This is a genomic window from Amycolatopsis balhimycina FH 1894 (assembly GCF_000384295.1).
Lineage (GTDB): Bacteria > Actinomycetota > Actinomycetes > Mycobacteriales > Pseudonocardiaceae > Amycolatopsis > Amycolatopsis balhimycina.
In genome coordinates this window covers 1,952,766-1,979,162 of the sequence record NZ_KB913037.1, presented here as the reverse complement: position 1 = coordinate 1,979,162, position 26,397 = coordinate 1,952,766, and the positions used below count along the sequence as shown (strand labels likewise).

The following is a 26,397-nucleotide window of genomic DNA, read 5'->3' as shown; positions in this document are numbered from 1 at the left end:
ATGCTCGAACTCGCGATCCTTGGCTTCCTCGCCGAAGGCCCCCTGCCTGGTCACGAGCTGCGCCGCCGCATCACGCACCTGGCCGGCTACAGCCGTCCGGTCAGCGACGGCACCCTCTACCCGGCGATCAACCGGCTGACGAAGGCCGGGCTGATCGAACGGCGCCCTGCCCCCGGGGCGGGCGGTGGGCGGTATGTGCTGAACCTGACCGCGGCAGGACGCGAGGACATGCTGCGGAGGCTGCGGGAACCGGCCGAGCACGAGATCACCGACTTCCCCCGCTGGTTCACGATCCTGGCGTTCCTGTCGCTGCTGCCCGACAGCGCCGAGCAGCACGCCGTGCTGCGACGCCGCCTGGACTTCCTGGAGGCCCCCGCCAGCTTCTTCTACGACGGAGACACGCCGCTGCGCGCTGAGCAGGTCAGTGATCCCTACCGGCGCGGCATGTTGCTCACCGCCCGCACTATCAGCCGCGCCGAGCGCGCTTGGCTCCACGAGGCCCTGGACGGCGACGGCGTCCGCGGGGCGGACGAGCAGCCCGGGCCCCAGACCCACACCCGTGATCGGAAGGACTGAACATGCTTGCGTCCTGGTACGACCAGCAGGGCCCGGCCGCCGAGGTGCTCCAGCTCGGTGAGGTACCCGACCCCACCCCCGGCCCCGGTGAGGTCCGTGTCCGCGTCACCGTCTCCGGCGCCAACCCCGGCGACACCAAGAAGCGGCGCGGCTGGACCGGCTCGGCCATGCCCTATCCTCGGGTGATCCCGCACAGCGACGCCGCCGGCATCATCGACTCCGTCGGCGACGGCGTCGACGCGCGCCGCGTCGGGCAGCGCGTGTGGGTGTACGGCGCCCAGTCCTACCGCCCCTTCGGTACTGCCGCCCAGTACACCGTCGTCCCCGGCGACCTCGCCGTCCCGCTGCCCGGCCACCTGCCCGACGACCTCGGCGCGAGCCTGGGTATCCCCGGCATCACTGCACACCGCACCGTCTTCGCCGACGGCCCCGTCGACGGCAAACTGGTGCTCGTCAACGGCGTGCTCGGCGGAGTCGGCTCGCTGGCCGCCCAGCTCGCCCGCTGGGGCGGGGCCACGGTCATCGGCACTGTCCGACGCGGCACCGAACTGGACCGGATCGATCCTGCGGTGGTCTCCCACGCCGTCGCCCTCGACTCGGGCGACCCGGCCGCCGCGATCCGCTCCCACGCACCCGGCGGCGTGGACCGGATTGTCGAGGTCGCCCTGTCCGACAACGCCGACCTGGACGACGCCGTCGCCGCGAACGGCGCGGTCATCGCCGCGTACGCCACCCGCTCCGACCGCACCGAGATCCCGTTCTGGACCCTGCTGTTCAACAACGTCACCCTGCGCCTGCTCGGTAGCGACGACTTCCCCGCCGAGGCCAAACGCCAGGCCGCCCGCGACCTCACCGCCGCGGCCGCCGTTGGCGCCCTCACCGTCGATGTCGGCGCCCGCTTCCCGCTCGCCGGCATCGCCCAGGCCCACGATCGCATCGATGCCGGCGGCCGCGGCCGCGTCCTGATCGACATCCCCCAGTAGATCGAACGTCTGCTAATGGCAGCCGCGACATTCGACAAGGCGACGCAGCGAGACGACCCCGGAACCATCAGCGTCAGTTACGTGGTCGACGGAGAACTCCTCCACCAAAGCCCGATCGACGCGATTCGCGCCGGTCTCGGCCACCGAGTACCGCTGCTCATCGGCACGTGCCGCGACGTACGGCCGAGGCTGCGCGGCGGAACACCCTCGGATCGGCGGCGACGCGGCATTCTGGTACCCGTCGGTGGCGATCGCCGAGGCGCACTCCGCGGTGGCACAACCAGTGCCGTTGGCTGCCGTTCAGCGCCGTTGCGTGCCATTCCGCTCTACATCGCGCTCCAGTTATGCTCCACTTAGTACAGTGTGAAACAGATCGATCACACGCGAGTGCGAAACAACAGAATCTGATGCATCAGGTATTGCTGGCTTTGATCCGATCTGGTCCGGGTCATGCGAGTCAGCGGAGGCGGGGCACCGCGTCCCGTGCCGCGTGGCTCAGGATCCGCAGGTCGTCCATGAAGCGTTGGCGGTGGGAGGCGGGTAGGGGCGCGAGGAAGTATTGCTCGATGTTCGCCACGTGCACCCGTGCCGCCTGTACCGCCTTCTCCTCGCCCAGCGTGGTCAGGCGCACCAACCGGCCCCGCCGGTCGTCAGGATCGTCAGCCCGCTCCACCAGTCCGGCGGCGGCCATCCGATCGACCAGGCGGGTCACGCCACCCGAGGTGAGCACCTGCTCGCGGCTGATCGCCCCCATCGGCAGCCCAGGGCCGCCGGCCCGGCCGAGGATCAACAGCACCTCGAACATCAGGTGGCTGATCCCGCACTCCTGCTCGATCGCCCGCCCCAGCACGTACTCCAACCGGTTGGCCGCCCCCTGCAGCCGTCCGAAAGCGACGACCAGTTCATGGTCCGCGGCGTCCTTCGCCGTCGAGATCCCGGCCCGCCCGGCCTCACTTCTGGCATCCATCCCTCGATCATGCACCGGGCGGCGCCGGGTCCGGTTGTGCGGGGTGGGGACGGTGACGGCGAGAGTGGCTGTCGCGGAGGGTCATGCTCCGGGGTGCAGGCCGGGCCAGCCGGGTGTCGGGTCGCCCTTGACCTCGCCGAAGTACAGGGCGTAGGTCTGCTTGAGCTGCTCGACTTTGGCGCGGTCCTCCATGAACCGGGGGAAACCGTCCACGTTGGCGTTCGGGTACTCCCAGATCGGCTTGAGGCCGGCGGGCGGGGCGATGTCGGTGCGTACCGACCAGCTGTTGGAGGTCTGGCGTTCGGCGGACAGCTGCCAGTTCAGGTACAGCTTGGCCGCGGTCGGGTTGGCTGCCTTCCTGAGGATCGCGATCCGCTGGCCCCACGCCATGAACGGGTGCCCGTCGGGCATTCCCATGCGGACCGGGCCGGTGCTGGTGGGGTTGCCGCCCGTGCCGATGCCGATGACCGCGGACTTGTTGGTGATCGCGGTGCTCGGTGAGAAGGAGCCGCGGGCGAATTGCGGGTTCTGGGCGGCGAGGCGCGCGATCCAGTCCCAGCCGTAGGTCTCGGTGTAGAGGGAGTAGAGGTAGAGCACCGCGTCGTCGTCGTGCGGGTAGGACGAGGCGACGGCGCCTTTCCAGCGCGGGTCGACCAGGTCCAGCGGCGTCAGTGGCGGGTTGGCCCCGGCCGCCGCCACGTCGTACAGGTAGCTGAAGGCGATGACCATGCCGGCGATCCAGGCGCCGTCCGGATCCCGGAACTTGCTGTACAGCTTGCCGAAGCCGGCCGGCTTGTAGTGCAGCAGCCGACCCTCGCGCTTCCACCGGGTGAAGTCCTGCAACGTCTGCAGCTGCACGACGTCAGGGACCAAGGTGTTGGTCGCCAGCTGGTTGTCCACGCGGACGTCGTGGTACTTGCTGTAGTCCACGATCAGCCGGAGGTCGATCTCCGGGAACCGCTGGCGGAAGGCTGTTCGCGCGCCCGCGCCGCTCCCCGAGTCGGCGAGGTCTCCACCCGCGTAGACCACGAGTTTGCCGCCCTCGGCGAGAGCGTCCCGATACAGCTCATCGAGGGTCCTGGTCTCCTCGCGGCCGGAGCCGCGCGACGAGCCGGCGAGAGCGGCTGCGGCCGTGGAGGGGGTGGCACCGAGCGCGCTGAGGCCGAGTGCGGCACCTGCTCCGGCGGCGAGGAAGCGCCGCCGGTTGGGAAGGCTGGTCACTGACAACCCTTTCTGAGCGCTGGGAAGAGAAGGGAACGTCGGCCCACCGGAACGACGACGGCAAGCCTTCACCTGACAAGACAGTATCTGCCGCATCAGATATCGGCAAGCGCAACGAACTTGAGGTGGTTCTCGTGTCGTTCGCGTCAAGGCGACGAACGGCCCCGTCATGAGGGGGACTCGTCAGGACGGGCGCGTCGCATCACTTCGGAAGATCACTCGTGACCGGTTGTGGTCGCGGGGATGGCGTTCCTCGTGGTGCTACCAGGCGACCGGTAGTTCGTGGACGCCGTAAACGGTCATGTCATGCCGGAAGTTCACCTGTTCCATCGGCACCGCCAGCCGGAGCCCTGGCAGCCTGCGCAGCAGTGTGGACAGTGCGATCTGCAGTTCCACGCGCGCGAGTGACTGCCCGATGCATTGGTGGACGCCGTAGCCGAAGGCGAGGTGGCTGCGGGAGTTGCCGTCGATGTCGAGGGTGTCGGGCTGCTCGAAGATGCCCGCGTCGCGGTTGCCTGCGGGCAGGTTCATCATCAGGCCTTCGCCCGCGCGGATGAGCTGTCCGCCGATGGTGAGGTCTTCGGTGGCGACGCGCATGACCACGTCCTGGGCGATCGTGAGGTAGCGCAGCAGTTCCTCGACCACGTTGGCGAGCACGGCGGGATCGTCGGTGTCGCGGATGCGGGTGAGCTGGCCGGGGTGCCGCAGCAGGGTCAGGGTGCCCAAGGCGATCATGTTGGCCGTGGTCTCGTGTCCGGCGACCAGGAGGCCCATGGCGTTCACCACTGCTGTCTCGCGGCTGAGTTCGCCGGTAGCGACCCTTTCGTGGACTTGCCCTGCTGCAGGAAGCCCGCGAGAAACCCGAGGCGTACCTTGACCGGCCGTCGAGAATCGACGTATCGCTGCGACTGCCAACATTGCGGTGGCACGTGGGAAACACGGCTGTGCCCGTCCTGCGGCGACCGGTATCCCGTCCTCACCGCACCCGAAGCTCGCCACCTGACCGGAGGCCCCGCCCACGTCGTGGAGAAGCAGCTCTCCCACAACGTCTTCGCCGAACCGTGCTGGGCGCGAGCTCGCGTTTACATCTGTTTCGGACTGCGCTCGATGTGGCTGAGGTTGATGGCCGGCTTCGTGGGTGCGCGATGCCGGGACAAGTCGCTGGTGTGTGCTGCTGTGATCCGGGTCTTGATCGTCCGCGGGCGGGAAAGTAGTGCCGGGTACCGGAGTCAGCCCGGCACTGTCGGGCTACACCCGCCACCTGCGTCATGAGTACGAGTTGCCGAGCGATCGTCCGCTGCGGGCGTGGCGCCATCCGGCATCTCGTATCGCTCGGGTGGCACGTAGAACCACTCGAGCGGCACGTAGAACCAATAGCCCATCAGGCCGGCCAGGAGCCTGTTCAGTATCGGCTGGGCGGCAGGTGACTGCTTGCCCGTGGCGCTCCCGTCCGCGTGGGCGATCACGTCGGGCTCACCCATTCGCCGGCTGCCATGATCAGCCGGTCGGGCATTTCGGACAGCTCACGCCAAGCGAGGATTCGCTGGGGACGCAGCCGCAGGAGCACCACGCCCGGGACCCGGGCCGGGTTCAAGGGGAGCTGAGCGAACGTCGAGGCCACCGCCGGCGGGGCGTCGGCGGGAGTCGAGATGGTAACGGTGGCGTCGATCAGCACCACGTCCGTCGCGCTGCCCACGGCTACCCGCGCGATGCCGGAATCCGCGACGTTGCGCACCGAACGGCTGGCTTCCTTGGTGGCGCAAAACAGTTCCGTGCCGTCCCAGACGTAGGCCAACGGCACCAGATGGGGTATCCCGTCCGCAGCCGTGGCCAGCCAGAGATGTTTCCCGGTGCTCAGGGTGCCCCGCAGGTCGGCGATTCGGCGCTCGACGGGTCGAGGTGCTGGGTGGACTTTGTTCGGCACCGCCGAACCTCACTTTCGTCGTCCTCAGATGGGTAAGGGGTCGCATCGGAAGATGGTTTCCGCGCCACGTAACGAGTTCCGTGCCGCAGCGGCGCCGTAGTCACGCATCTCGGCCTGGTACGTGGTCAACGCGTCGACCAGCCCGTCTGCCGAGTCGAGATGGTGGCGGAGCAGCGCGGCATCTCGCAGCGCGGTGTTCGCGCCGGTGCCACCGACCGGTGTGGTGGCGTGGATGGCGTCACCGATCAGCGTCACCGGAACCGCGGGCAGTTCGGGTAGCTGCGCCGCCGCGCGGATGGCCAGCGGGAAAGTCACCGCGGGGTCGCTGCGGTGCACCAGGTCCACCAGGGCCGGATGCCAGTCCGCGACGCACCGCAACGCCTCGGTGAGCAATCGTTCCGGTGCGGCCGACCAGAACTCCGGTTCGGTCATCGAGTATGTGGCCATCGGTGCCACCAGCGTCCACTTCATGTAGTCCGGGACCGGAGTGAGATCGAACTCCGCCGGCGAACGCACCGGCTGGTACGAACCCAGGGCCAGGGTTCGCCGCTCGGGCCCCTGCACCGGACAGGAACCACCGAACAGTGCGGGCGGCAGGGCGGCGAGCAGCGCGTCGTCCAACGGAGTCATTCCATAGATGGCCCGCAGGCCCGTGTCGAGCACCTCGGCCTCGGGGACGAGACCGCGGCGCACAGCCGAGCCGAGTCCGTCCGCGCCGACCAGCAGGTCCGCGCTGTCGGTACCACCGCCGTCGAGACGCACTCGCACGCCGCCGGGGCGCAGGTCGAAACCGGTGACCCTGGCGTCGAACCGGACGACATCGGCAAGTCCGCCGAGCAGCACCTCTCGAAGAGTCAACCGGTTCACGCCTCGGGCCGCGTTGGCCGGATCCCAGGTCGTCGACCGCTGCGCGTGCTGGTAGCGCACCTCCAGGTGGTGGTCGTACACCGCGCCGATCGATTCGTACGGAGGGTTGGCAGTCTGTTCGTACCGGGCGAACGAGTCCGGGGGCAGGCAGTCGCGCAGCGCCGCGGTGCCGTGCCGGTCGATCCGCAGCCGGTAGCCCTGACCGCGGGCGAACGCCGCGGGGTCCTGTTCGTACACCGTCACCTCGATGCCGGCCTGCCGCAGGCCCTGGGCCAGGCACAGTCCGCCGATGCCGGCGCCGGCGACGATCACTCGCAGTGCCATTCGCTTCAGCCCTCCGGTCCGCCGTACATGGGCTCGTGCGCGAACTCCTTCATCCCGGACTCGAAGTCCATCGCGGGCCGCCACGTGGTTTCCCGCATCAGCCGCGCCGGGGCGGCCACGATGTGCCGCACGTCCCCGATCCGGAACTTCCCGGTCACCACGGGCGCCGGCCCGCCCCGGGCCGCGACCAGTGCGCGAGCCACGTCGCCGATGCTGTGCGGGGTTCCGGAGGCGACGTTGTAGGCACGGAACCCGGTCGGCTCCAGGCCCATCACCGCGGTCGTCGCCGTGGCCACGTCGGACACGTGCACGAAGTCGCGGGTGGGATTGCCGTCCTCGTACAGCTGCGGTGCCTCGCCGCGGGCAACCGCGCTCCGGAACACCGCCGCCACACCGGAGTACGGGCTCTGGTAGGGGATGTCCGGCCCGTAGACGTTGTGGTACCGCAACACGGTCGCCTGCGCACCGGTCTCCCTCGCCCACGCCTCGCTCAGGTACTCCTGGGTCAGCTTGGTGATGGCGTAGATGTTCCGTGGCGGATCCAGGGCGTCTTCCTCGGTGACCGGGAAGTCGCGCAACTCGGTGCCACACCGGTCGCAGCGTGGCTGGAACCGGCCCGCCTCCAGGTCGGCCAGGCTGCGCCGCGGCGGGCGCATCCGGCCGTGCTCCGGGCAGCTGTAGTTGCTGTCGCCGTAGATCGCCACGGTTCCGGCCAGGATGAGCCGCCCGACGTCCTGGCGGGCCATCTCCGCGAGCAGGTTGGCGGTGCCCAGGTCGTTGCACGACACGTGGTGCGGGGCGTCCAGCATCTCCTTGCCCCGGCCGACGACCGCGGCGTGGTGGCTGACCAGGTCGATGCCCCGCAACGCGCGCGCCGTGGTGTCCGCGGACCGCAGGTCGCCGCGGACGAACTCGACGCCGTCCGGGAACCGGGGTGGCTGTTCTTCGCTGTGCGTGTCCGGGAGCAGCGCGTCCAGGACCCGGATCCGGTGTCCGGCGGCGGCAAGCGCCCGCACGACCTGCCGGCCGATGAACCCGGCGCCGCCGGTGACGAGGACGTGCACCGCGTCAGGCCCGGGCCACGAACGCGGTGAAGTACGGGTCCCGGCTGACCTCGAGCACTTCGTCGAACACGTCCCGGACGAGCTGTTCGCCGGCCGCTGTCGGCAGCAGCTGGGTGCGGTGCGACCCGGTGTACAGCCGGCCGCCGGAGACCTTGATCGCCAGTGCGGTGCCGAAGAACAGCGTGGTCCGCCAGAGGTGCTCCAAGGAGCCGTAGCGCTTGCGCTCGAACTCGTGGAAGTTGTCGCCGGTGAACAGGTTGCCGATGAAGATCCCGCCCGGCTCGACCCACCGGCGGATGTGCCGGAGGACGTCGCCGATGTTGCCCAGATGGTGGATGGCGTCGATGCACAGCACCAGCTCGGCCGGCTCGAAGTCGTGGTCGGCCCAGAAGTCGCCCTGCTGGAAGGTGATGTTGTCGTGGCGGACCCGGCTCCGGGCGATCTGCAGACCCTGGGCGGAGATGTCGAGCGCTCGCATCTGCCTGACGCCGGTGTGCTCGGCGGTCAGCCTGGTGAACTCGCCGGTGCCGCAGGCGAACTCGATCGAGCGTTCGGCGTCACGGCCGTACTTGTCGAGATAGCCGGCGATGGTTTGCTTCTGCTTGAGGAACTCACCGGCCAGGACCGGGTGCCGTTCGGCGCTGTCCCGATCCCAGAACCGGCCCGCCCAGTATGCCTTGCCGTTCGGGGCCGTGTTGCTGATCAGTGCCTGACCGGCACGGGCCATTGCTTCGCTCAGTACCACTGGTGGGCTCCATCTGTACGGTTGACGGACTGTCGTTGCCGCTGGTCTCTGGTCCAGCGCCACATCGCGGCGACGCCGTCGACCAGCGATGTGGTCGGGCGCCAGCCGAGCGTCTGGTAAGCCTGGCCGACGTCGAGCCAGACATGTCTGCGGTCCAGCTCGCGGCCGGTGGTGTACTGCACCGGGATGTCCCGGCCCAGCACGGTCCGGACTATGCCGACGAGCTCGGTCAGCGAGGTGCCCACGCCGGAACCCACGTTGAGCACCAGGGGTTCGCGCTCGCCGAGCAGGCCGTCGCGCACCATGTTGTCGATCCGCCACATGCAGTCCACGACGTCGTCGATGTACACGTAGTCGCGAGTGCTGCCCGGATCACTGATCACCTGCAGCGGCCGGCCGTCCAGGGCCGCGCGCAGCCAGTAGCCGAGCACGCCCTGCCCCTTCCCCGGCCGCTGGCCTGGTCCGTACGCATTGGACAGTCGCAGGATGACCCCGGCGATCCGTCCCGAGTACGCGTGCAGTTCCTCCTCGAGAGCGAGCTTGGCGGCGCCGTAGCGCCCCACCGCACGCACCGGGGACCGTTCGTCGTACGGCGGCAAGACGTCCTGTTCGTAGACAGTTCCCCCTGAGCTGGTGAGCACCACGGTCGGCGGTTCGTCGCGGCAGGCCAGCCGGGCGAGCAGCTTGGCGAACGTCCGGTGGTCCTCCCTCGCCCGTTCGGGGTACTGCTCGCCCAGCGTGGGGTTGATGCTGCTGGCCAGGTAATAGATCACCGGGACGCGGTGCAGGACGTAACTCAACTCATCGGAGTCGTCGAGCGCGCGGGTCACCCGGGTGAAGCACGCGGTGTCCACGTGCTCGTTGGTCAGCGCCACGGAAAGCCGCGTACCGATGAACCCACCGGCACCGATCACCGCGGCCCGGTGGATCGTCCGGCTCGTCGAGCCGGCTTCTGCTGCTGAAATGGGCATCGGTACTCCGCATCGCTTCGGCTGGTCGTGACATTCGACCGCGCGGTTCTAGAGAACGTCTCAGGCTGCCGCCGCGCTCTTCGAGGGAACTTCGAGTGCCGTGGGGAGGATGGGCCCAGTGCTGGGACAGCGGAAGACAGCGCCGAATGTGCTCGTCGTCGGGGCAAGTGTGCCCGGACTGAGCCTCGCGCACGGACTGCGCAAACGCGGCGTTCCCGTGACCGTTTACGAAAAACGTGAGCACATCGCGGTCGAGGAGAGAAAGACCTTGCTGCGGGTGGACAAATGGGCGCTCGCGGGACTCGCCTCGTGCCTGTCCGCCGACTTGTACGACCGATGCCTCGAGCTGCGGAACGCGCTCGACGACGCCCTGCTGACACACTACGACACCCACCTGTGCGAGGTGCACAGCGTCGAGGCCGCCAAAATGAGCTCCGCGCCGGCCCACACGGTCATGGACCATGAACGGCTGCGCACGATTCTGCTCGCCGGGATGCCCGACATCGTGCGGTTCGGCCACACCGTGACCGGGTACCGGGAACTACGCGATCGAGTCGGGATCCGGTTCGCCGACGGCGGCGAGGCGCACGGGGATCTGCTCGTCCTCGCCGACGGGCGGCATTCCGCCGCGCGAGACGCGCACCTCGGCAAGCTCGAGCTGCTGGACACCGGGCTGGTCGCGATCCACGGGCATGCCCCGATCGAACGGGAGCTGTTCACCCAGCTGCCCAGAGGTTTCCTGCTGCACGACCGGCCGATTCTGGGGCCGCGGCGGACCGCGATGACGGTCTGTGCGTACCTGCCGCAGGCGCTGAGCCGGTCCGCCCAGCTGGGCGCCGCCGGGCTCGCGGGGCTGCGCGGGTACGTCAAGTGGACGTCCGTGCTGCCCGCGCGGTCCGAGCTTGCCGGCTACGGGCAGGCGATGGTGCACGAGATCGTGATGGAGCAGGTCGCTTCCTGGCATCCGGCGGTGGTGCAGCTGGTCACGCAGTCGGTCGAACGCGGCCTGTTCACCGCGCCGATCCAGGCATCGGTGCCGTTGCAGCCACGCCGGTCGGGCCTGGCGACGACGCTGGGGTCGGCGGCGCGGGTGGTGCCGTCCGTGGGCGTGCTGACGGACGGCCTTGCCCTGCATGACGCCGGGCGCCTCGCGGTCGGCATCCACCAGGACGAAAGAGCGGGCATCGCCGGCCACGATCAGCGCATGCTCGACGAAGGCAACTCCGTGGTCGGCCAGGCGCTCGAACAGATCGAACGGACGTTCAATTTCTGACACCAGCGGCCCTCTACCGGCCGGACCGGGTGACTCCAGCTGGGCACCACCCGGACCGGCAAGTATCGGGACCGCTGCTGGCCGGCGAAAAGTGTTGGAGGATCAATGATTGCCACCAAAGAGCTGCCCGAACAGTATGGTGAGTGGAACTGGCGCTGGGGTGCACCGTTCGGGTTCTCCGTGGAAAACTCGGTGGACGTCCGGCATCGGTTCGACGACGAGGACCCGAAGCGGTACGGGCCGTTCGGTTTTCAGCGCAACAGCTTGACGCGATTTTACGAGTACCCGTGGGCGTTTTTCACCGCCGATCTGCAGCCCGGCATGCGCGTTATCGACGTGGGCGGATGGCTGAGCGGGTTCCAGGTGACACTCGCCGACGCCGGCTGCGAAGTGTTCAATGTGGACCCGTCGGTGCCGGAGGACACCCGGTGGACCACCTCGCTCAAGGAGAACCAGCCGAACACGGCGCGGGACCAGCACGCGACGTTCCTGTCCTACTTCGATGCGGACGTCACCCTGATCGAGCGGCCGCTGCAGGCCGTCGACCTCCCGGAAGGCACGTTCGACCGGATCTTCGCGATCTCCGTGCTCGAGCACGTCGACCAGGGGGAGGCCGGTGAGATCGTCGACGCGATGCGCCGGCTGCTCAAGCCGGGTGGCCGGGCCGTGCTCACCATCGACCTGTTCTTCGACCTTCCCCCATTCGGTATGCTGCCGCGCAACTTCTGGGGCATCAACATCGACGTCGGCGCCCTGGTCAAGAACTCCGGCATGGACATGGTCCACGGCAACCCGGCCGAGCTGCTCGGCTTCCCCGAGTTCGACCCGGAACGGGTGGTGGCCAACATCGACTCGTACAACCTGAGTGCGCTGTACCCGGTGGCCAGCCAGCTGGTGGTGCTGGAGAAGCGAGCCGGCTAGTGCAGCGTGATCCGCTGCTCGGCGGAGTGGGCGAGGCCGATCCGGCCGCGCCCACTCCGCCGAAGCCGGAGGCGGGAAAAGTTTTCGTCCGCGACGCTACTTGTAGCCGATCACCAGGGTGTTGTCGGCGCCGATCGGGTGCGATCCGGTCGTGCGGAAACCGGCGTCGGCCAAGTAGCCGAGGCACTCGCCGACGGGGTACTCGGAGCCACCCTCGGTGACCAGCAACATGTTGAGACTGACCAGGAGCTTGCTGATGCTCCCCGGTTCGTCGTCCAGCATGGCGTCGTACACGAGCAGCGCGCCGCCGGGCTCCAGCGCCGCGTAGCACAGCTCCACCAGTTGCTTGCGTTGCTCGGGCGACCAGTTGTGCAGCACGTGCCCGAGGATCAGCACGTCCGCGGTGGGCAGCTCGTCGGCGAAGAAGTCACCAGGCTGGAACGTCACGCGGTCGGCGACACCCAGGCCGGCCAGGTGCGCGTTGGCCGCCTCGTTCAGCGCCGGCAGGTCGAACACCGTGCCACGCAACGTGTCGTGGTTCCGGGCGAGCAGTCCGGCCAGGTTGCCGCGGGCACCGCCGATGTCCGCCACGGTGCGCACCTCCGCCCACGGGAACGCCCGGTCGATGTCCGGTACCAGGAGGCCGTTCACCGAGTCCATCATGGACAGGAACGCCGTCAGCTTCGCCGGGTTCGCGGCCACCGCGCTGTAGGGCGCTTGGGCCTGCGGGGCGCCCGTACGCAGTGCCTCGGTGAGGTTTCCCCACGCGGGGTACAGCATCCGGTTCGCGCGCTCGAGGAACCCGCCGGCATAGCTTTCCTTGTCACGAACGAGGAACTGTCCCGCGGCCGGGCCGTTGCGATACCTGCCGTCCGTTCTCTCGAGCAGGCCGAGAGCCACCAGCGCGTCCAGGAAGTCACGCACCCCGCGTTCACCGAGCTTCAGCGCGGCCCGGACCTCCTCGGCGGTGGCCGGGCCCGCGTCCAGCACGGTGAACAGGCCCAGCTCGGTCGCGGTCAGCAGGAGCTTGGCTTCGCAGAAGGCATTGCCGAGCCGCTTGAGCGCGACGGGGTCGGCGGCCACTGCTCGGGTCATGGGTGTGGTCACTGACGTCACGGTCGGGGTCCTTTCTGTTTTCCTAGCCGGACAGTGCGCCACCACGCTGGGGAAACTCTGTAAGAGCGGCCCGAGCGGTGCCCCAGCCGGATGCGGTGTGTTACGCGGGTGGACGGACGTATCGACGTACATCAGCATGCCATCACCCCGGCGATAGCCCGGCTGCTGCGCGAGGCGAACGCACCGTTCGTACTGCCGTGGTCGCTGACCGAAACCTGGGATGTGTTCGAGGCCAACGGCATCGCACGCGGGATGCTCTCGAATCCGATTCCCGGCGGCTTCTTCACCGGCGCGGCGCAGGCCGCCGATCTCGTCAGCACGGCCGACGAGTCGATCGCCGCACTCCGGGACGAGCACCCGGACGAGTTCGGTTTCCTGGCCGCACTGCCGATGCCCTACGTCGACGAATCGCTGGCGCAGCTCGACTACGCCTACGACGTCCTCGGTGCGGACGGTGTGGTCCTGATCCCGCAGTCCGGCGGCGACTACCTGGGTTGCGAGCGGTACCTGCCGCTGTTCGAGGAGCTCAACCGGCGATCCGCGGTGGTGCTGGTGCATCCGATGATGCTGCCCGGTGGGCAGGTCACCGCGCCGCCGGTCGTACTGGCCGACTTCCTGCTGGACACGACCCGGGCGGCGGTCAACCTGATGCTGACCCGGACGCTCGACCGGTTCCCCCGGATCCGGTGGATCCTGGCGCACGCCGGCGGGTTCCTGCCCTACGCCGCGTCCCGGGTACGACTGCTCGGTGCCCGGTTCTTCGGCGTCGACGCGGCCACGTTCGACGACTACCTCGGCCGGTTCTGGTACGACACGGCACTGTCGGCGCCGTCCGCGTTGCCCAGTCTGGTGGCCGGTGTCGGGGTCACGCAGGTGCTGTTCGGCACCGACTGGTCGGCCGCGCCCGCCGGAGTGGTCTCGTCGTGTACCCAGGCGCTTGACGCCGAGCTGACCGATGAGGCCAGGGAACTCGTGAACCGCGGCAACGCGCTGCGGCTGTTCGACCGGGCAGGCGCACCGGTCGTGACCGGTGCGCCCGGGCCTCACCCGGCCAGCTCCACCAGCTGAGGGATCGCGGCCGCCGGCGTGGGCTGCGCGAGTATTTCGGTCCGCAACGCGGTCGCGGATTCCCCGCCGGTCACCAGCTTCGCCAGCTCTACGTGCACCGCGTCCGGACCGACCTCGCCACCGACCAGCACCCGGCCGGCGTTCGCGGCGGCGAGCTGCCCGGCATGGAACGTCTGGTCCGGCAGCTGAGGCAGGACCAGCTGGGGGACACCGCAGTACCCGGCGGTGAGCATGGTGCCGTTGCCGCCCTGGTGGACGACGGCCGCGCAACTGGGCAGCACGAGGTGCAGCGGCAGCGATTCGGCGATCCGCACGTCGTCCGGCAACGGGCCGAGCGTCGCGGCGTCGGCGGCACCGACGCAGGCGATCACCTCGTAGCCCAGTTCGTGGGTCCATTCGATCAGCTCCCGCAGGGGCACGGGCATGTCGCCGGCCAGCCGGCTGGTCGACGTACCCCACGTCACGCACACCCGGGGGCGCTCGCCCGCCGCACCCCACAACCACGCGGGCAACACCGCGGGTCCGTTGTACGGCAAATACCGGATGGTTGCCCGGCGCACCGGGCTGTCGAACTGGAGGCTCGGCGGGCAGGGGTCGACGGTGAGCGCGCCGACGAGGTCCACATCGGACACTCCGATCCGGTCCGCGAGCGGCGCGACCAGCCCGGTCACGACGTCGCGCGCCTGGTACGTCACGTCCACGCCGTGCGTGTGCCGCACCGCGGGAACGCCAAGGGCGGCGGCGACCAGCGGCCCGGCGTAGGTCGTGGGGTCGTACAGGACGAGGTCCGGCCGCCACCAGCGGGCGTAGTCGAGAAGGTCGGCCAGCATCGCTTCGCTGTAGGCGGTGAACACGCCGAACACCCGGGCGACCCGGGCGAGGTGGTCGGCCGGCCAGCCCGTCATCGACTCTCCGGCCGCGGGTACGGCCGGCACCGCGCGCAACGACAGGTCCCCCATCGCCCGCGCGCGTACCTCGTCGTGGTCCAGGTCGGGGCCCACCGGCACGGCGACGCCACCGGACTCGGTGATCACGGGAGCCAGTCGCGGCTGGCTCGCCACCCGGACCTCGTGCCCGGCCGCGCGCAACGCCCACATCGTCGGGACCAGCGGTAGGTAATGCGAGTTCCATGCCCAAGTCGTCACCAACACGCGCATCGCGGGACGTTCCTCTCCGCAGGACGGCACGCCGGCCGGGCCGGCGTCGAACGCACTCACGACTACGCGACCGTGATTGAGTCCCGCTGGTGTCCACTTGCTGGAGAACGGCTCGACCGACGTCGGCGACCGAGAATCTACCGCCGCGCCGGATACTGGAACTCCCATGCGGACGAGGAGTTCCACCGATGCGCGTGTTGTTCGCCACCTGGGCGCAGAAGGGCCACTACCAGCCGCTGGTTCCGCTGGGCTGGGCCCTGCGGGCCGCCGGTCACGAGGTCGCGGTCCTCACCCATCCGCCGTTCGCGCCCGTCGTCACGGAGTCCGGGTTGCCCGCCGTGCCGGTCGGCCCGGACATCGACGTCACCCGGCAGCTTCGCGAACGGTACGCCCCGCTGCTGCACACCGACGCCATCGCCGGCGCCGCGGAGTTCGAGAAACGCGGCGGCTTCAAAGGCGACTCCGAAGCGGGACGGCGGCGGGACCAGGCACAGAACCGGCTCGGCCGGGAGATGCTGCGGATCGTGCTGGACGGCTGTACGGCGATGCTGGACGACGCGTATGCGTTCGCCCGGGCCTGGCGTCCCGACCTCGTGGTGTACGAGCCGACCGGCTTTCTCGGCGGGATCCTGGCCACCGTGCTGGAAGTGCCGGGCGTGCGGGTGTTGTGGGCGCCGGACTTCAGCCTGCCGATGCAGACTCTGTCCCGGCGGTTGTTCGGGCCGGTCATCGACCGCTTCGGTCTGTCCGATGTGGACATAACAGGGACGGTCACGCTGGATCCGTGCCCCCCGGACCTGCAGGTGCGCGATGATCTGCCCCGCCGGCCGATGCGCTATGTCGGCTACCCCGGCCCGCTGCCGGTCGCGCCGCCCGAGCTCACCGTACGGGGCGATCGCCCTCGGGTGTGCGTGACCTGGGGCACCACCATCCACGGGCTGCGCATCGAGGGCACGTTCCTGGCTCCGGAGGTGGTTCGCACACTGTCGACCTGGGACGTCGATGTGGTGCTCGCGGTGCCGGAGTCGCAGCTGCCGGCGTTCGGCGAGCTGCCGCCGAACGTGATCCACGCCGGGCCCGTCCCGCTGATCTCGGTGCTGCCCGCCTGTGCCGCGGTCGTCCACCAGGGCGGCGGTGGCACCACCATGTCCTCATTGGTCTCCGGGGTACCGCAGCTGGCCGTGCCGACGCTGCCGGACACGGAGTTCAACGCCAAGCACATGGCCGGCACCGGTGCCGGAATCCACCTGCCCATGGCCGGCGCCGCGGTGATCGGGAAGTGCGTGCGGCGACTGCTCGACGAGCCGGAATATCGGGCCGCGGCAGCCCGGATGCGCGACGAAGCGGTGACCATGCCGACGCCCGCGGCGGTCGTCGACGGGCTCGTGGACCTGACGAGCACGCGGCTCTAGCGGTTTCACAGCGTCCGCGCGCAGAGTGTGTCCCGGGTCAACCGCCAGCACTATCCCAGGGAGGACCGCCGTGCGAGTCCTGTTCGTGACATGGGCGTGGGGTTCGCATTTCAACCCTCTCGTGCCCTTCGGTTGGGCGCTGCGCGCCGCGGGCCACGAGGTGATGGTGGCCAGCCACCCGTCCTTCGCGCCGACGATCACCGCCGCCGGGCTGCCCGCCCTGCCCGCCGGTCGGCACGTGGATCTGGTGGAGGTGCTTCGCGACACCCTCGCCAAGGCGGGGTGGTACGACAAGCACCGGCAGGAACAACGCAAGGCCAAGGCGGACAAGAACTGGTCCGACGCCCAGCGGCTGGGCAGCGGCGCGGGGATGCGCCGCGGCCTCAACGTACTCCGCGTCGCCGCGGACAGCGCCGCCGCGATGGCGGACGACACCGTGCGGTTCATCGACCGTTGGCGGCCGGATGCGGTGGTGTACGAGCCGTTCGGGTTTCTCGGGCCGCTGATCGCAGCCAGGCTGGACGTACCTGCTCTGCGTCTGTTGTGGACAGTCGATTTCCTCCACTCCGTCGGTGACGTGGAAGAGGAGCTGCTCGGCGAGCTCGCGGCCCGGATCGGCGCGCCGCGGATCAACGCCGTCGGCGACCTCACCCTGGACCCGTGCCCACCGCGCCTGCAGGTCGTCGACGACCTGGAGCGCCAGCCGATGCGGTACGTGCCCTACAACGGGCCGGCGGTGGAACCGGCCTGGCTGCGCCGGCCGAAACGGCGCCGGCGGATCTGCGTCACCTGGGGCACCTCGATCGACGGGCTGGCGCTCAACGACGGCCTGCTCGCTCCCGCCGTGGTCCGCGAGCTGGGCAAGCACGACGTGGAGACGGTGGTCGCGGTCGTGGAGTCGCAGCGCGAACTGTTCGGTGAGCTGCCGGAAAACGTGGTCAACCTCGGCCGGGTCCCGCTGGACCAGGCGCTGGCGGACTGCGACGCGATCATCCACCAGGGCGGCGGTGGAACCACCATGACCGCGGTGAAGAACGGCGTGCCGCAGTTCGTGCTGCCGATCCTGCCGGACACCATGTTCAACGCCCAGCACGTCGCGGCCAGCAAGGCGGGAACGTACCTGTGGGGTGGCGATGCCTGGGGTGAGCGGCTGACCCACGAGCTGGGCCAGTATCTCGCCGACCTCGACCGCTACCAGGAGGAAGCGGCCCAGATGCGCGCCGAGCACCTGGCCATGCCCAGCCCCGCGGACGTGGTTTCGTTGCTGGAGAAGCGGGTTCGATGAAGCTCGCGGTGTTCCTCGCCTACCACAGCGCCGTCGAGGTCGCGGTCGGGGCGGAGCGGCTGGGCGTGGACTTCGCGCTGGTGCCCGAGGGGTTCAGGTCCGACGCGGTCAGCGTGCTCGGCGCGGTGGCGGCGCGCACGTCGGCCATCGCGCTGGCGCCCGGGGTGATGCAGATCCCGGCGCGTACCCCCGTGCTGACCGCGTTGACCGCGGCCGGCCTGGACGCGTTGTCCGGCGGCCGCTTCCGGCTTGCCCTCGGGCTGTCCAACCCGGACGTCTCGCTCGGCTGGTACGGCGTCCCGTTCGACCGGCCGCTGGGCCGCATCCGGGAGTACGTGGACGTGGTCCGGCTGGCGCTGAGCGGCGAGCCCGTTCGCTACCGGGGGAAGCACTTTCGCCTACCGCCGGACGAAAGCGCCGAACCCGCCTGGTTGCATGCCGCCCCGGTCCGCGGCGACCTGCCGATCTACCTCGCCGCGGTCGGCCCGCGCAACCTGGAGCTGACCGGTGAGATCGCCGACGGCTGGATCGGCGTGTTCAACTCGCCCGACGGCATCGCCGAGGCCCTGACGCACGTCGCCGCCGGCCGGGCCCGTGCGGGCAAGAGCATGGCGGGCTTCGAGGTGCTGCCGTCGGTCCCGATCGCCGTGGACGAGGACCCACGGGTGGCCGCGCGGAGCCTGCGGCCGTACTTCGCCAACTTCATCGGGCTGGGCAGCAAGGAACGCAGCGTCTACTTCGCGCTCGCGGTCCGGCTCGGGTACGCCGCCGCGGCCGAGCGGATCCACGAGGCGATCCGGGCCGGGGACCGGGCCGCGGCCGCCGCCGCGGTGCCGTTCGAGCTGATCGACCGGTTGTCCCTGCTCGGCGATGAGCGGCGGATACGGGCGCGGATGGCCGAGTACGCGCGGGCGGGGGTCACCACCCTGGGGCTGACCCTGCTCGCTCCCACCGCGGCGGCCCAGCTCGCCGCGGTTCGCGTCGCCGTGGCCGCCGTCGCCCCGGCGGCCGAGCCTGTGAGCCGTTGACGTGGTGGTCACCATCACCCAGGAGGAATGAGACGATGAACCGCACACTGATCGTGGCGAAGGCCGATCCGAAGGACCTGGACCGGATCACCGAGCTGTGGACCGAGTCCGATGCGACCGCACTGCCGCATCTGGTCGGCGTGGGCCGGCGGACCCTGTTCTCCTTCCACGGCCTGTATTTCCACCTGATCGAGTCCGAGCGGGAACCGGACATCGCCCGGGTTCGGGACCACCCGTTGTGGCACGACATCAATGCCAAGCTCAAGCCGCTGGTCGCGCCGTATCACCCGTCCTGGCAGGGGCCCGCGGACGCGATGGCCAAGCCGTTCTACACATGGCCGTTGTGATGCCGGGGGTCGCGAGGGAGGTGGTCATCACCGGGGTCGGTGTGGTGGCCCCCGGAGGCGTCGGCGCGAAGCAATTCTGGCAGCTGCTCGCGGCCGGCCGTACCGCGACCCGCACGATCTCGCTGTTCGACGCCACCGGGTTCCGCTCCCGGGTGGCCGCCGAGGTGGACTTCGACCCGCTGCCGGCCGGGCTCACCGCGCAGGAGCGTGACCGGCACGACCGGGTGGTGCAGTTCGCTCTGGTCAGTGCGCGGGAAGCGATCGTGGACAGCGGGCTCGAGTTCGACACCATGCCACCGGACCGGCTCGGCGTCGCGCTGGGCAGCGCGGTCGGCAACACCATGCGCCTGGAACAGAACTACTGCACGGTCAGCGACCGGGGCCGGAATTGGCTGGTGGACAACGACAAGGCGTCGCCGTACCTGTACGAGTACCTGGTGCCGAGCTCCATCCCGAAGGAGGTCGCGCTCGACTGCGGTGCGGAAGGCCCGGTGTCGCTGGTCTCCAACGGGTGTACCGCGGGCATCGACGCGGTCGGTTACGCGGCCCAGCTGATCGCCGAGGGCAGCGCGGACGTGATGATCGCCGGTGCGGCGGACGCCCCGATCTCGCCGATCACCACGGCGTGCTTCGACGCGATCAACGCCACCACGCCGGACAACGACGACCCGGAGCACGCCTCCCGCCCGTTCGACCTGCGGCGTAACGGGTTCGTGCTCGGTGAGGGAGCCGCCGCACTGGTGCTGGAGGAGGCGACCGCCGCCCGGCGGCGTGGCGCGCAGGTGTACGCCCGGATCGGCGGATTCTCGTCCCGCTCCAACGCGTTCCACATGACCGGGCTGAAACCGGACGGCCGGGAGATGACCGAGGCGATCCGGCGTGCCCTGGGTCACGCCCGGCTCGATCCGTCCGAAGTGGACTATGTGAACGCGCACGGCTCCGGCACCCCGCAGAACGACCGGCACGAGACCGGCGCGTTCAAGGCCAGCCTCGGCGCGCACGCCTACGACGTGCCGATCAGCTCCCTGAAGTCGATGGTCGGCCACTCGCTGGGCGCGATCGGCTCGATCGAGCTGGTTGCCTGCGTACTGGCGATGACGAACGACGTCGTACCGCCGACGGCCAACCTCGACGTGCCGGATCCGGATTGTGACCTGGACTACGTTCCCCACGTGGCCCGGGCACGCAAGATCGACGCGGTGCTCAAGGTGGGCAGCGGGTTCGGCGGGTTCCAGAGCGCGATTGTCCTGACCAGACACGGAGGGCGGTGATGATGCCCGCGGTCGTCACCGGGATCGGGGTGATCGCGCCGAACGGGGTGGGCACCGAGGCGTACTGGTCGGCGACGCTGGCCGGCCGCGGCGGGATCGCGCCCATCGACCGGTTCGACGCCACCGGGTACCCGACGAAGCTGGCGGGCACGGTGCCGGACTTCGACGCCGGCGCGTACCTGCCCGGACGGCTGCGGTCCCAGACCGACCGGTACACCCAGTTCGCGCTCGCCGCATCGGCGATGGCACTGGCCGACGCGGGCGTGGATCCGGGCGCGCTGCCCGAGTACGAGTTCGGTGTGGTGACCGCGAGTTCCTCCGGCGGCAACGAGTTCGGCCAGCACGAGATGGAAAAGCTCTGGGGCGATGAATCGGCGCGGGTGAGCGCCTACCAATCCATCGCCTGGTTCTACGCGGCCACCACGGGCCAGGTGTCCATTCGCATGGGTGCGCGTGGCCCGTGCGACGTGCTGGTGGCCGAGCAGGCGGGCGGGCTGGACGCGCTCGCGCAGGCCCGGCGGGCCTTGCGCGCCGATGCGACGGTCATGCTGGCCGGCGGTGCGGAGGCGCCGCTGTCGCCGTACGCTTTGGTGTGCCAGATGGCCGGTGGCCGGCTGAGTCACAGCGACGATCCGCGGCGGTGCTACCTGCCCTTCAGCGCTGACGCGGCCGGCCACGTACCCGGCGAGGGGGGCGCGATGCTCGTGGTGGAGCGGAAATCCGCGGGATCGGGCTACGGCACGATCGCCGGGTGGGCGTCCACTTTCGACCCCGCCGCGCACACCGGCCGGCCACCCGCGTTGCGCCGGGCCGTCGAGCTGGCGCTCGCCGATGCCGGGCTGACCCCGGCGGACATCGGTGTCGTGTTCGCCGATGCCGCCGCGGTTCCCGGCCTGGACCTGATCGAGGTGGCTGCGCTGACCGCGGTGTTCGGCGTCCGTGGGGTGCCCGTGACGGCACCGAAGACGATGGTGGGCCGGCTGAATTCCGGCGCCGGTGCGCTGGACGTGGCCACCGCGTTGCTGGCGATGCGGGACGGCGTGATCCCGCCGACGACCGGCGTCGATGCCCCGGCCGCGTTGGATCTGGTGGTCGACAGGCCCCGGGAAGCGGCACCGCGGCACGCGCTGGTGGTGGCCCGCGGTGCGGGCGGGTTCAACTCGGCGGTGGTGCTGAGCCGGTGACTCACTCCAGAGCCGCCCGAGCCGGCCGTGCTTCGCTGGGGCCCATGCTGACCGGACCGAGCATCGGCTACCCGCTGGGTGGACGAGTAGACGCGCTGATCGCCCGCTGGGCCCGGGACACGCCGGAGGCCACCGCGTTGACCTGGCGGGGCCGGAGAATCGGCTACCTCGAGCTATGCCGTACCGCCGAAGCGGAACGGCGAAGCCTTGCCGCGCAAGGGGTCGGCCGGGGCGACGTCGTGGCTGTACGGCTGCCGAGGGGGCCACATCTGGTCGCCGTGCTGCTCGGGGTGCTGGCGACCGGCGCCGCGTACGCCGGCAGTGCCATGGACTGGCCGCAGAGCAGGTTCGACGACATCGTCGCCCGGTGCGGCGCCAAACTGGTGATCGACGAACACACGTCACCGGCGATCCCCGCCGACCGTCCACTGCGCGGTGTCACCGGGGGGCCGGCCGATCCGTGCTGTGTGTTCTCCACCTCGGGCAGTTCCGGACGTGCCCGTGCGGTGCTCACCCCGCATTCCGGTACCACCCGGATCGCGCTGGACCCGTTGCTGGGCATGGACTCCGGCACGCATCTGCTGCAGATCTCCCCGCTCGGCTGGGACGCCCACTCGCTGGAGCTGTGGGGACCGCTGATCAACGGTGGCACCAGCGCGTTGTACGACGGCGACCATCCCGGCGCGCAGGAACTGCGCCGGGTCATCGCCGGCGGAGTCGACACGGTGTGGCTGACCACGAGCCTGTTCAACGCGCTCGTCGAAGCGGACGTGCGGTGCCTGGACGGCCTGCGGTGCGTGCTGACCGGTGGGGAGAAGATCTCGCCGCCGCACGTGGCCCTGCTCCGCGCCGCCGCGCCGGAACTGCGGATCATCAACGGCTACGGTCCGGTGGAGAGCACGATCTTCGCCACGGCGTACGAGATCCCGGAAACCGTCGGCGAGGGGGAGATCCCCATCGGCGTACCGATCGCGAACACCCGGGTATTCCTCGAAAACGACGAGATCGTCCTCGCCGGCGACGGGCTGGGCACGGGCTACCTCGGCGAGCCGGAGGTCACCGCCGAGCGGTTCCGCGCCGAGGGCTACCACACCGGTGACCTCGGGCGGGTGGACGAGCGCGGCTTGCTCCATTTCACCGGCCGTACCGACCGGCAGCTGAAGATCCGCGGCGCCCGGATCGTGCCGGAAGAGGTCGAAGCGGCCATGAACGAGGTGCCCGGTGTGCACCGCAGCGTCCTGCTGGCCGCGCCGAACGGCACCGAGACGCTGGCCTGCTACGTCGGCGCGGCCGACCCCGCCGTCATCCGGGCGCGGCTGGCCGGGCGGTTCCCCGCCGCCTTCGTGCCCCGCATCGTGCACCGCGTCGACGCCATGCCCACCACCGCGAACGGCAAGACGGACACCGGCGCGTTGCTCGCGCTGGCCGTCCCCGCGCGGGCCTCGGTGTCGGCCGGCCCCGCCACGGCCCCGGCCGGCACCGAGGCCCCGGTCGCCACCGTGGTCCGGATCGCCGCCCACCTGCTCGGCACCCGCGTCGGCGAGGACACCGATCTGATCGACGCGGGCGCCGACTCCATCACGGTCATCCGTCTCGCCGGCCGCCTGCGCCTGCGCGCGGACACGGTGCTCGCCCACCGCACCCCGGCGGCGATCGCCGCCGCGATACCCGGTGAGCCCGGCGGCCCCCGGTCGGCCGAACCGGATCCGACCCGGTGGGTGGCCGGCCTGCCGATCACCCAGTACCGCATGTGGTGGGCGGAGGAGCACCGGCCCGGTGCCGCGGAGCTGATCCACCCGCTGCTGTTCGAGATCACCGGCCCGCTCGACACCGCGGCCTGCCTGCGCGCCGTGCGCGCTGTCGCCGTCCGGCACGAAGCACTGCATTCGGTGCTGCGCAGGCATTCGCACCGGTTTGTCGAAGCCGTGCCCACCGACCGTCCGCCGGAGTGCGCGAACGGCGAGTTCACCGAGGATGCGGTGAACTCGTTCTGCGCCAAGCCGTTCGACCTGGCCGCCGGCCCGCCGCTCAGGGCAGCGATCTTCCGCCGCGGCGAGAACGACCACCTGCTCGCCGTCGCCATTCACCGGGTGGCGATCGACGGCGCGTCGGAGTCGGTCTTCTGCCGGGACCTGTCCACCGCCTACACCGGTGCCGAACTGCGTCCGGCCCCGGGCTTCCGGGCCGTGGCCCGCGAAGAGGTCACTACGGCACCGGCCCCGGACCCGTTCTGGCACGAGCACCTCCGAGGCGTCCCGGATCTTCCCCTCGACCCCGCGGCCGAGGGGGCCAATCCGGTCACCGATCACCCTCTCGCGCTGATCCCGGCGAGCACCGCCGAGTGGCTGGCCGCGTGGGTCCAGGCATTGCGCGCGGAGACCGGCGCCGCGGATTTCGCGCTGCGCATGCCGCTCTTCGGCCGTACGCTGCCCGCCGCCGATGACGTGATCGGCTGCTTCGCCACCTCGGCCTTCCTCCGTTTCCCCGGCGAAGCCGCGACGTTCGACGACTGCGTCGAGCACGCCACGACCCTGCTGGCGAGACTGCTCACCAATCAGCACGTACCCATCGAGCAGCTCGCCGCCCAGCGCGCACCGAACGGCAGGGCACCGGTGTGCCAGGCGGTTTTTTCGCTGCAGAACACCGAACCCGCGTCCCTGACGCTGCCAGGCGCCACCGCCCGCCGGATCCGGTTGCCCTCGCCCTGCTCGGCGATGGAAGTGGCGTTGGAGATCCACCCGGGCGAGAACCGTGCGCTGCTGTGGCACCGGCCGGACGCCCTCCCGGCGGAGCGGGCGGTTCGCCTCGCGGACCGCTGGCGGGAGATTCTGCGTTCCCGGCGAGGAGCCGCGGTATGAACACTGTGCTCAGCACTGTCGCGGCGGCGGGCAGCGGGCTCACCGCGGGCGTCCTGCTCGCGGTGGCGGTCAGCCTGGTACCGGTGTTCCTGTCGTTGCCGCCCGCTCACTACGTCCGCGCGCACAAGGTCGCCGGCCGGTACTTCGACCGGTTCATGCCGCCCACGGTAGTGGTCACGGCGCTCGTGGACGTCGTGCTCGCGGTGCGCACGGGCGGTGTGCTGTTCGCGGCCGCCGCGGCCGCGCTCGTGGGTGTGTCGGTGGTTTCGCAGTTCGGGAACGTGCCGGTCAACCGGGCAGTCAGGGCACTGCCGGACGGCAGCGTGCCCGTCGGCTGGCCGGACCCGCGGCAACGCTGGCAGCGGCTGCACTGGTGCCGTACGACGTTCGCGCTCATCGCGCTGGTGCTGAACCTCGTCGCACCAGCGAGCTTCTAACTCCGGTCACGACGATGGGCACCACAGTCGTCGAGCCACCCTTTGGAGGAAACATGGCGCAGGACCGGCCACCCAAGGTGAGGTTGTCGGACATCGAGCCGAACCGGCGCCGCGGTGGGGACCTGCGGGTGCTGCTCAGCCCCCGGACGGTCGGCTCCACCACCGGGTTCATGGGCGCGCTCACCCTGCTGCCCGGTGAGTTCGTCGCCGAGCACTACCACCCCTATTCCGAGGAGTTCCTGTACGTGGTGCGCGGCCGGATGGACGTCCGCGTCGACGGCGAGTACCGGCAGCTGGCCGAGAACGAGGGTCTGCTGGTACCGATCGGCGTGCGGCACCGGGTGGAGAACAACGGCACCGAGACGAGCTTCGCGGTGTTCAGTCTCGGCCCGTTGGCGTCCGAGCCGCACCTCGGGCACGTGGACACCGAGGAAGTGCCCCATCCGGAGATCGCACACCAGCCGATCTCCGGCCGCGGGGAGACCGGAAAGTGAGCGCGCGCAGCGAAAACACCATCTGGGTGGACGCGGGCATGGAGCAGGTCTGGAACGTCACCAACGACGTCGCCCGATGGCCGGATCTGTTCAGCGAGTACGCGTCGGTGGAAGTGCTGGCGCGCACCGCGAACACGGTCCGGTTCCGGCTGACCATGCACCCGGACGAGAACGGTACCGAGTGGAGCTGGGTGTCCGAACGCACCGCCGACCCGGCCACCCGCACGGTCCGGTCCCGTCGCGTGGAGACCGGGCCGTTCGAGTACATGCGCATCTTCTGGGAGTACCGGACGGAAAACGGCGGGGTGCGGATGATCTGGAAACAGGAGTTCCGGATGCGCCCGGACGCGCCGGTCACCGACGAGCAGATGCTCGAGCGGATCAATACCAACACGCCGATCCAGATGAAACTGATCAAGGACAAGCTGGAAGCGCGATGAGCGGCTGGCAACCGGTGCTGGGGGCGGTGGTGACCGTGGTGAACGGGGCAGCCGCCGGGATCATGCTGTCGACGGTGATCGGCATCGGGCCGATGATGTGCGCGCTGCCCTATCCGGGCTACGTGCGGATGGTGCAGTTCATGCGGCCCCGCTACGACCCGATCATGCCGATCGCCAACGGCAGCGCGCTGGTCATGGACCTGGTGCTCGTCTTCGGCAGCGATACCGCCCGGCCGCTGCGCGTCGCCGCGGCCCTGCTGCTCGCTGCGGTGATCGCCATCTCGGCCGCCAGAAACGTGCCGGTGAACCGCTACATCATGTCGCTCGACCCGGACCACCGCCCCGCCGACTGGCCGGCTCGCGACCCGCGTTCCCGTTGGCGGGCCTGGAACAACATCCGCACCGCGCTCGCCACCGCCGCGTTCGTGCTCAACACCGCCGCGGTGGTGTGGTGAATCCGAGAA

At 70.1% G+C, this 26,397-nt stretch carries 26 protein-coding genes; 16 read left to right on the top strand and 10 right to left on the bottom strand.

Annotation, left to right across the window (positions count from 1 at the left end):
- Positions 1 to 576: a PadR family transcriptional regulator gene (locus A3CE_RS0108130; protein WP_020639579.1), complete on the top strand. Its 576-nt coding sequence runs from the start codon at positions 1 to 3 to the stop codon at positions 574 to 576.
- Positions 577 to 578: 2 nt separating this feature from the next.
- Entirely contained in the window at positions 579 to 1,559 is a 981-nt protein-coding gene (locus A3CE_RS0108125) for an NADPH:quinone reductase (RefSeq protein WP_020639578.1), read from the top strand.
- 457 nt (positions 1,560 to 2,016) lie between these two features.
- On the opposite strand, the gene A3CE_RS0108120 is transcribed toward A3CE_RS0108125, so the two are convergent.
- The 8 genes from A3CE_RS0108120 to A3CE_RS0108085 all read right to left on the bottom strand — a co-directional run bounded on the left by A3CE_RS0108120 (position 2,017) and on the right by A3CE_RS0108085 (position 9,642).
- Positions 2,017 to 2,526, bottom strand: a complete 510-nt coding sequence (locus A3CE_RS0108120; RefSeq protein WP_020639577.1) for a MarR family winged helix-turn-helix transcriptional regulator — start codon at positions 2,524 to 2,526, stop codon at positions 2,017 to 2,019.
- A gap of 81 nt (positions 2,527 to 2,607) precedes the next feature.
- Positions 2,608 to 3,747: an ABC transporter substrate-binding protein gene (locus tag A3CE_RS0108115; protein WP_020639576.1), complete on the bottom strand. Its 1,140-nt coding sequence runs from the start codon at positions 3,745 to 3,747 to the stop codon at positions 2,608 to 2,610.
- Between the two features lie 261 nt (positions 3,748 to 4,008).
- Positions 4,009 to 4,665: a cytochrome P450 gene (locus tag A3CE_RS50430; RefSeq protein ID WP_084641363.1), complete on the bottom strand. Its 657-nt coding sequence runs from the start codon at positions 4,663 to 4,665 to the stop codon at positions 4,009 to 4,011.
- A gap of 544 nt (positions 4,666 to 5,209) precedes the next feature.
- The gene (locus A3CE_RS0108105; RefSeq protein ID WP_026468278.1) at positions 5,210 to 5,671 is read right to left on the bottom strand and encodes a pyridoxamine 5'-phosphate oxidase family protein; all 462 of its coding nucleotides are present in this window, start codon (positions 5,669 to 5,671) and stop codon (positions 5,210 to 5,212) included.
- 24 nt (positions 5,672 to 5,695) lie between these two features.
- On the bottom strand, positions 5,696 to 6,862 hold the full coding sequence (locus A3CE_RS0108100) for an FAD-dependent oxidoreductase (RefSeq protein ID WP_020639573.1): 1,167 nt from the start codon (positions 6,860 to 6,862) through the stop codon (positions 5,696 to 5,698).
- Between the two features lie 5 nt (positions 6,863 to 6,867).
- Entirely contained in the window at positions 6,868 to 7,926 is a 1,059-nt protein-coding gene (locus A3CE_RS0108095; protein ID WP_020639572.1) for an NAD-dependent epimerase/dehydratase family protein, read from the bottom strand.
- Between the two features lie 4 nt (positions 7,927 to 7,930).
- The gene (locus A3CE_RS0108090; protein ID WP_020639571.1) at positions 7,931 to 8,653 is read right to left on the bottom strand and encodes a class I SAM-dependent methyltransferase; all 723 of its coding nucleotides are present in this window, start codon (positions 8,651 to 8,653) and stop codon (positions 7,931 to 7,933) included.
- Positions 8,654 to 8,661: 8 nt separating this feature from the next.
- Positions 8,662 to 9,642 (bottom strand): NAD-dependent epimerase/dehydratase family protein, encoded by a 981-nt coding sequence (locus A3CE_RS0108085; protein WP_020639570.1) that lies wholly within the window; start codon positions 9,640 to 9,642, stop codon positions 8,662 to 8,664.
- Positions 9,643 to 9,751: 109 nt separating this feature from the next.
- Here A3CE_RS0108085 and A3CE_RS0108080 point away from each other — a divergent pair, with 109 nt between their 5' ends.
- On the top strand, positions 9,752 to 10,915 hold the full coding sequence (locus A3CE_RS0108080) for an FAD-dependent oxidoreductase (RefSeq protein WP_125591698.1): 1,164 nt from the start codon (positions 9,752 to 9,754) through the stop codon (positions 10,913 to 10,915).
- A gap of 105 nt (positions 10,916 to 11,020) precedes the next feature.
- Positions 11,021 to 11,836, top strand: a complete 816-nt coding sequence (locus A3CE_RS0108075) for a class I SAM-dependent methyltransferase (RefSeq protein ID WP_020639568.1) — start codon at positions 11,021 to 11,023, stop codon at positions 11,834 to 11,836.
- Positions 11,837 to 11,932: 96 nt separating this feature from the next.
- Here the strand turns inward: A3CE_RS0108075 and A3CE_RS0108070 are convergent, their stop codons facing one another.
- Positions 11,933 to 12,943, bottom strand: a complete 1,011-nt coding sequence (locus A3CE_RS0108070; protein WP_245589456.1) for an acetylserotonin O-methyltransferase — start codon at positions 12,941 to 12,943, stop codon at positions 11,933 to 11,935.
- Between the two features lie 117 nt (positions 12,944 to 13,060).
- Between A3CE_RS0108070 and A3CE_RS0108065 the strand changes: the two genes are divergently transcribed.
- The gene (locus tag A3CE_RS0108065; RefSeq protein ID WP_020639566.1) at positions 13,061 to 14,020 is read left to right on the top strand and encodes an amidohydrolase family protein; all 960 of its coding nucleotides are present in this window, start codon (positions 13,061 to 13,063) and stop codon (positions 14,018 to 14,020) included.
- Here the strand turns inward: A3CE_RS0108065 and A3CE_RS0108060 are convergent.
- A complete protein-coding gene (locus A3CE_RS0108060; protein ID WP_211231819.1) occupies positions 13,996 to 15,237 on the bottom strand; it encodes a nucleotide disphospho-sugar-binding domain-containing protein in 1,242 nt (413 codons plus the stop codon). The two genes, A3CE_RS0108065 and A3CE_RS0108060, sit on opposite strands and share 25 nt — an antisense overlap.
- A gap of 128 nt (positions 15,238 to 15,365) precedes the next feature.
- Here A3CE_RS0108060 and A3CE_RS0108055 point away from each other — a divergent pair, with 128 nt between their 5' ends.
- The 11 genes from A3CE_RS0108055 to A3CE_RS0108005 all read left to right on the top strand — a co-directional run bounded on the left by A3CE_RS0108055 (position 15,366) and on the right by A3CE_RS0108005 (position 26,388).
- Entirely contained in the window at positions 15,366 to 16,589 is a 1,224-nt protein-coding gene (locus tag A3CE_RS0108055; protein WP_020639564.1) for a nucleotide disphospho-sugar-binding domain-containing protein, read from the top strand.
- Between the two features lie 121 nt (positions 16,590 to 16,710).
- A complete protein-coding gene (locus A3CE_RS0108050) occupies positions 16,711 to 17,874 on the top strand; it encodes a nucleotide disphospho-sugar-binding domain-containing protein (RefSeq protein ID WP_211231818.1) in 1,164 nt (387 codons plus the stop codon).
- Positions 17,871 to 18,902: an LLM class flavin-dependent oxidoreductase gene (locus A3CE_RS0108045; RefSeq protein WP_020639562.1), complete on the top strand. Its 1,032-nt coding sequence runs from the start codon at positions 17,871 to 17,873 to the stop codon at positions 18,900 to 18,902. Before A3CE_RS0108050 ends, A3CE_RS0108045 begins: the two co-directional genes overlap by 4 nt.
- A gap of 35 nt (positions 18,903 to 18,937) precedes the next feature.
- Positions 18,938 to 19,249, top strand: coding sequence for a TcmI family type II polyketide cyclase (locus A3CE_RS0108040; protein WP_020639561.1), 312 nt, complete (start codon positions 18,938 to 18,940; stop codon positions 19,247 to 19,249).
- Positions 19,237 to 20,520, top strand: a complete 1,284-nt coding sequence (locus A3CE_RS0108035) for a beta-ketoacyl-[acyl-carrier-protein] synthase family protein (protein ID WP_281170589.1) — start codon at positions 19,237 to 19,239, stop codon at positions 20,518 to 20,520. Before A3CE_RS0108040 ends, A3CE_RS0108035 begins: the two co-directional genes overlap by 13 nt.
- Complete coding sequence (locus tag A3CE_RS0108030; protein WP_020639559.1) at positions 20,520 to 21,704, top strand: ketosynthase chain-length factor; 1,185 nt, start codon at positions 20,520 to 20,522, stop codon at positions 21,702 to 21,704. The genes A3CE_RS0108035 and A3CE_RS0108030 overlap by 1 nt, the downstream gene beginning before the upstream one ends.
- A 44-nt stretch (positions 21,705 to 21,748) precedes the next feature.
- The gene (locus A3CE_RS0108025) at positions 21,749 to 24,562 is read left to right on the top strand and encodes an AMP-binding protein (RefSeq protein ID WP_084641360.1); all 2,814 of its coding nucleotides are present in this window, start codon (positions 21,749 to 21,751) and stop codon (positions 24,560 to 24,562) included.
- Positions 24,559 to 24,999, top strand: coding sequence for an anthrone oxygenase family protein (locus tag A3CE_RS0108020; RefSeq protein WP_020639557.1), 441 nt, complete (start codon positions 24,559 to 24,561; stop codon positions 24,997 to 24,999). Before A3CE_RS0108025 ends, A3CE_RS0108020 begins: the two co-directional genes overlap by 4 nt.
- A 53-nt stretch (positions 25,000 to 25,052) precedes the next feature.
- Positions 25,053 to 25,493, top strand: coding sequence for a cupin domain-containing protein (locus A3CE_RS0108015; protein WP_020639556.1), 441 nt, complete (start codon positions 25,053 to 25,055; stop codon positions 25,491 to 25,493).
- Positions 25,490 to 25,933 carry an SRPBCC family protein gene (locus tag A3CE_RS0108010; RefSeq protein WP_020639555.1) on the top strand — a complete coding sequence of 148 codons (444 nt, stop codon included), beginning with the start codon at positions 25,490 to 25,492 and terminating at the stop codon, positions 25,931 to 25,933. The genes A3CE_RS0108015 and A3CE_RS0108010 overlap by 4 nt, the downstream gene beginning before the upstream one ends.
- Complete coding sequence (locus tag A3CE_RS0108005) at positions 25,930 to 26,388, top strand: anthrone oxygenase family protein (protein ID WP_020639554.1); 459 nt, start codon at positions 25,930 to 25,932, stop codon at positions 26,386 to 26,388. Before A3CE_RS0108010 ends, A3CE_RS0108005 begins: the two co-directional genes overlap by 4 nt.
- Positions 26,389 to 26,397: the final 9 nt, after the last annotated feature.

What these genes read in the sequence shown, in the direction of transcription:
- A3CE_RS0108045 (WP_020639562.1), top strand. Translation starts at nt 17,871, where the DNA reads ATGAAGCTCGCGGTGTTCCTCGCCTACCACAGCGCCGTCGAGGTCGCG.
- A3CE_RS0108025 (WP_084641360.1), top strand. Translation starts at nt 21,749, where the DNA reads ATGCTGACCGGACCGAGCATCGGCTACCCGCTGGGTGGACGAGTAGAC.
- A3CE_RS0108075 (WP_020639568.1), top strand. Translation starts at nt 11,021, where the DNA reads ATGATTGCCACCAAAGAGCTGCCCGAACAGTATGGTGAGTGGAACTGG.
- A3CE_RS0108085 (WP_020639570.1), bottom strand. Translation starts at nt 9,642, where the DNA reads ATGCCCATTTCAGCAGCAGAAGCCGGCTCGACGAGCCGGACGATCCAC.
- A3CE_RS0108005 (WP_020639554.1), top strand. Translation starts at nt 25,930, where the DNA reads ATGAGCGGCTGGCAACCGGTGCTGGGGGCGGTGGTGACCGTGGTGAAC.
- A3CE_RS50430 (WP_084641363.1), bottom strand. Translation starts at nt 4,665, where the DNA reads ATGTTGGCAGTCGCAGCGATACGTCGATTCTCGACGGCCGGTCAAGGT.
- A3CE_RS0108030 (WP_020639559.1), top strand. Translation starts at nt 20,520, where the DNA reads ATGATGCCCGCGGTCGTCACCGGGATCGGGGTGATCGCGCCGAACGGG.
- A3CE_RS0108035 (WP_281170589.1), top strand. Translation starts at nt 19,237, where the DNA reads ATGGCCGTTGTGATGCCGGGGGTCGCGAGGGAGGTGGTCATCACCGGG.
- A3CE_RS0108090 (WP_020639571.1), bottom strand. Translation starts at nt 8,653, where the DNA reads ATGGCCCGTGCCGGTCAGGCACTGATCAGCAACACGGCCCCGAACGGC.
- A3CE_RS0108130 (WP_020639579.1), top strand. Translation starts at nt 1, where the DNA reads ATGCTCGAACTCGCGATCCTTGGCTTCCTCGCCGAAGGCCCCCTGCCT.
- A3CE_RS0108015 (WP_020639556.1), top strand. Translation starts at nt 25,053, where the DNA reads ATGGCGCAGGACCGGCCACCCAAGGTGAGGTTGTCGGACATCGAGCCG.
- A3CE_RS0108100 (WP_020639573.1), bottom strand. Translation starts at nt 6,862, where the DNA reads ATGGCACTGCGAGTGATCGTCGCCGGCGCCGGCATCGGCGGACTGTGC.
- A3CE_RS0108125 (WP_020639578.1), top strand. Translation starts at nt 579, where the DNA reads ATGCTTGCGTCCTGGTACGACCAGCAGGGCCCGGCCGCCGAGGTGCTC.
- A3CE_RS0108055 (WP_020639564.1), top strand. Translation starts at nt 15,366, where the DNA reads ATGCGCGTGTTGTTCGCCACCTGGGCGCAGAAGGGCCACTACCAGCCG.
- A3CE_RS0108080 (WP_125591698.1), top strand. Translation starts at nt 9,752, where the DNA reads ATGGGCCCAGTGCTGGGACAGCGGAAGACAGCGCCGAATGTGCTCGTC.
- A3CE_RS0108040 (WP_020639561.1), top strand. Translation starts at nt 18,938, where the DNA reads ATGAACCGCACACTGATCGTGGCGAAGGCCGATCCGAAGGACCTGGAC.
- A3CE_RS0108120 (WP_020639577.1), bottom strand. Translation starts at nt 2,526, where the DNA reads ATGGATGCCAGAAGTGAGGCCGGGCGGGCCGGGATCTCGACGGCGAAG.
- A3CE_RS0108020 (WP_020639557.1), top strand. Translation starts at nt 24,559, where the DNA reads ATGAACACTGTGCTCAGCACTGTCGCGGCGGCGGGCAGCGGGCTCACC.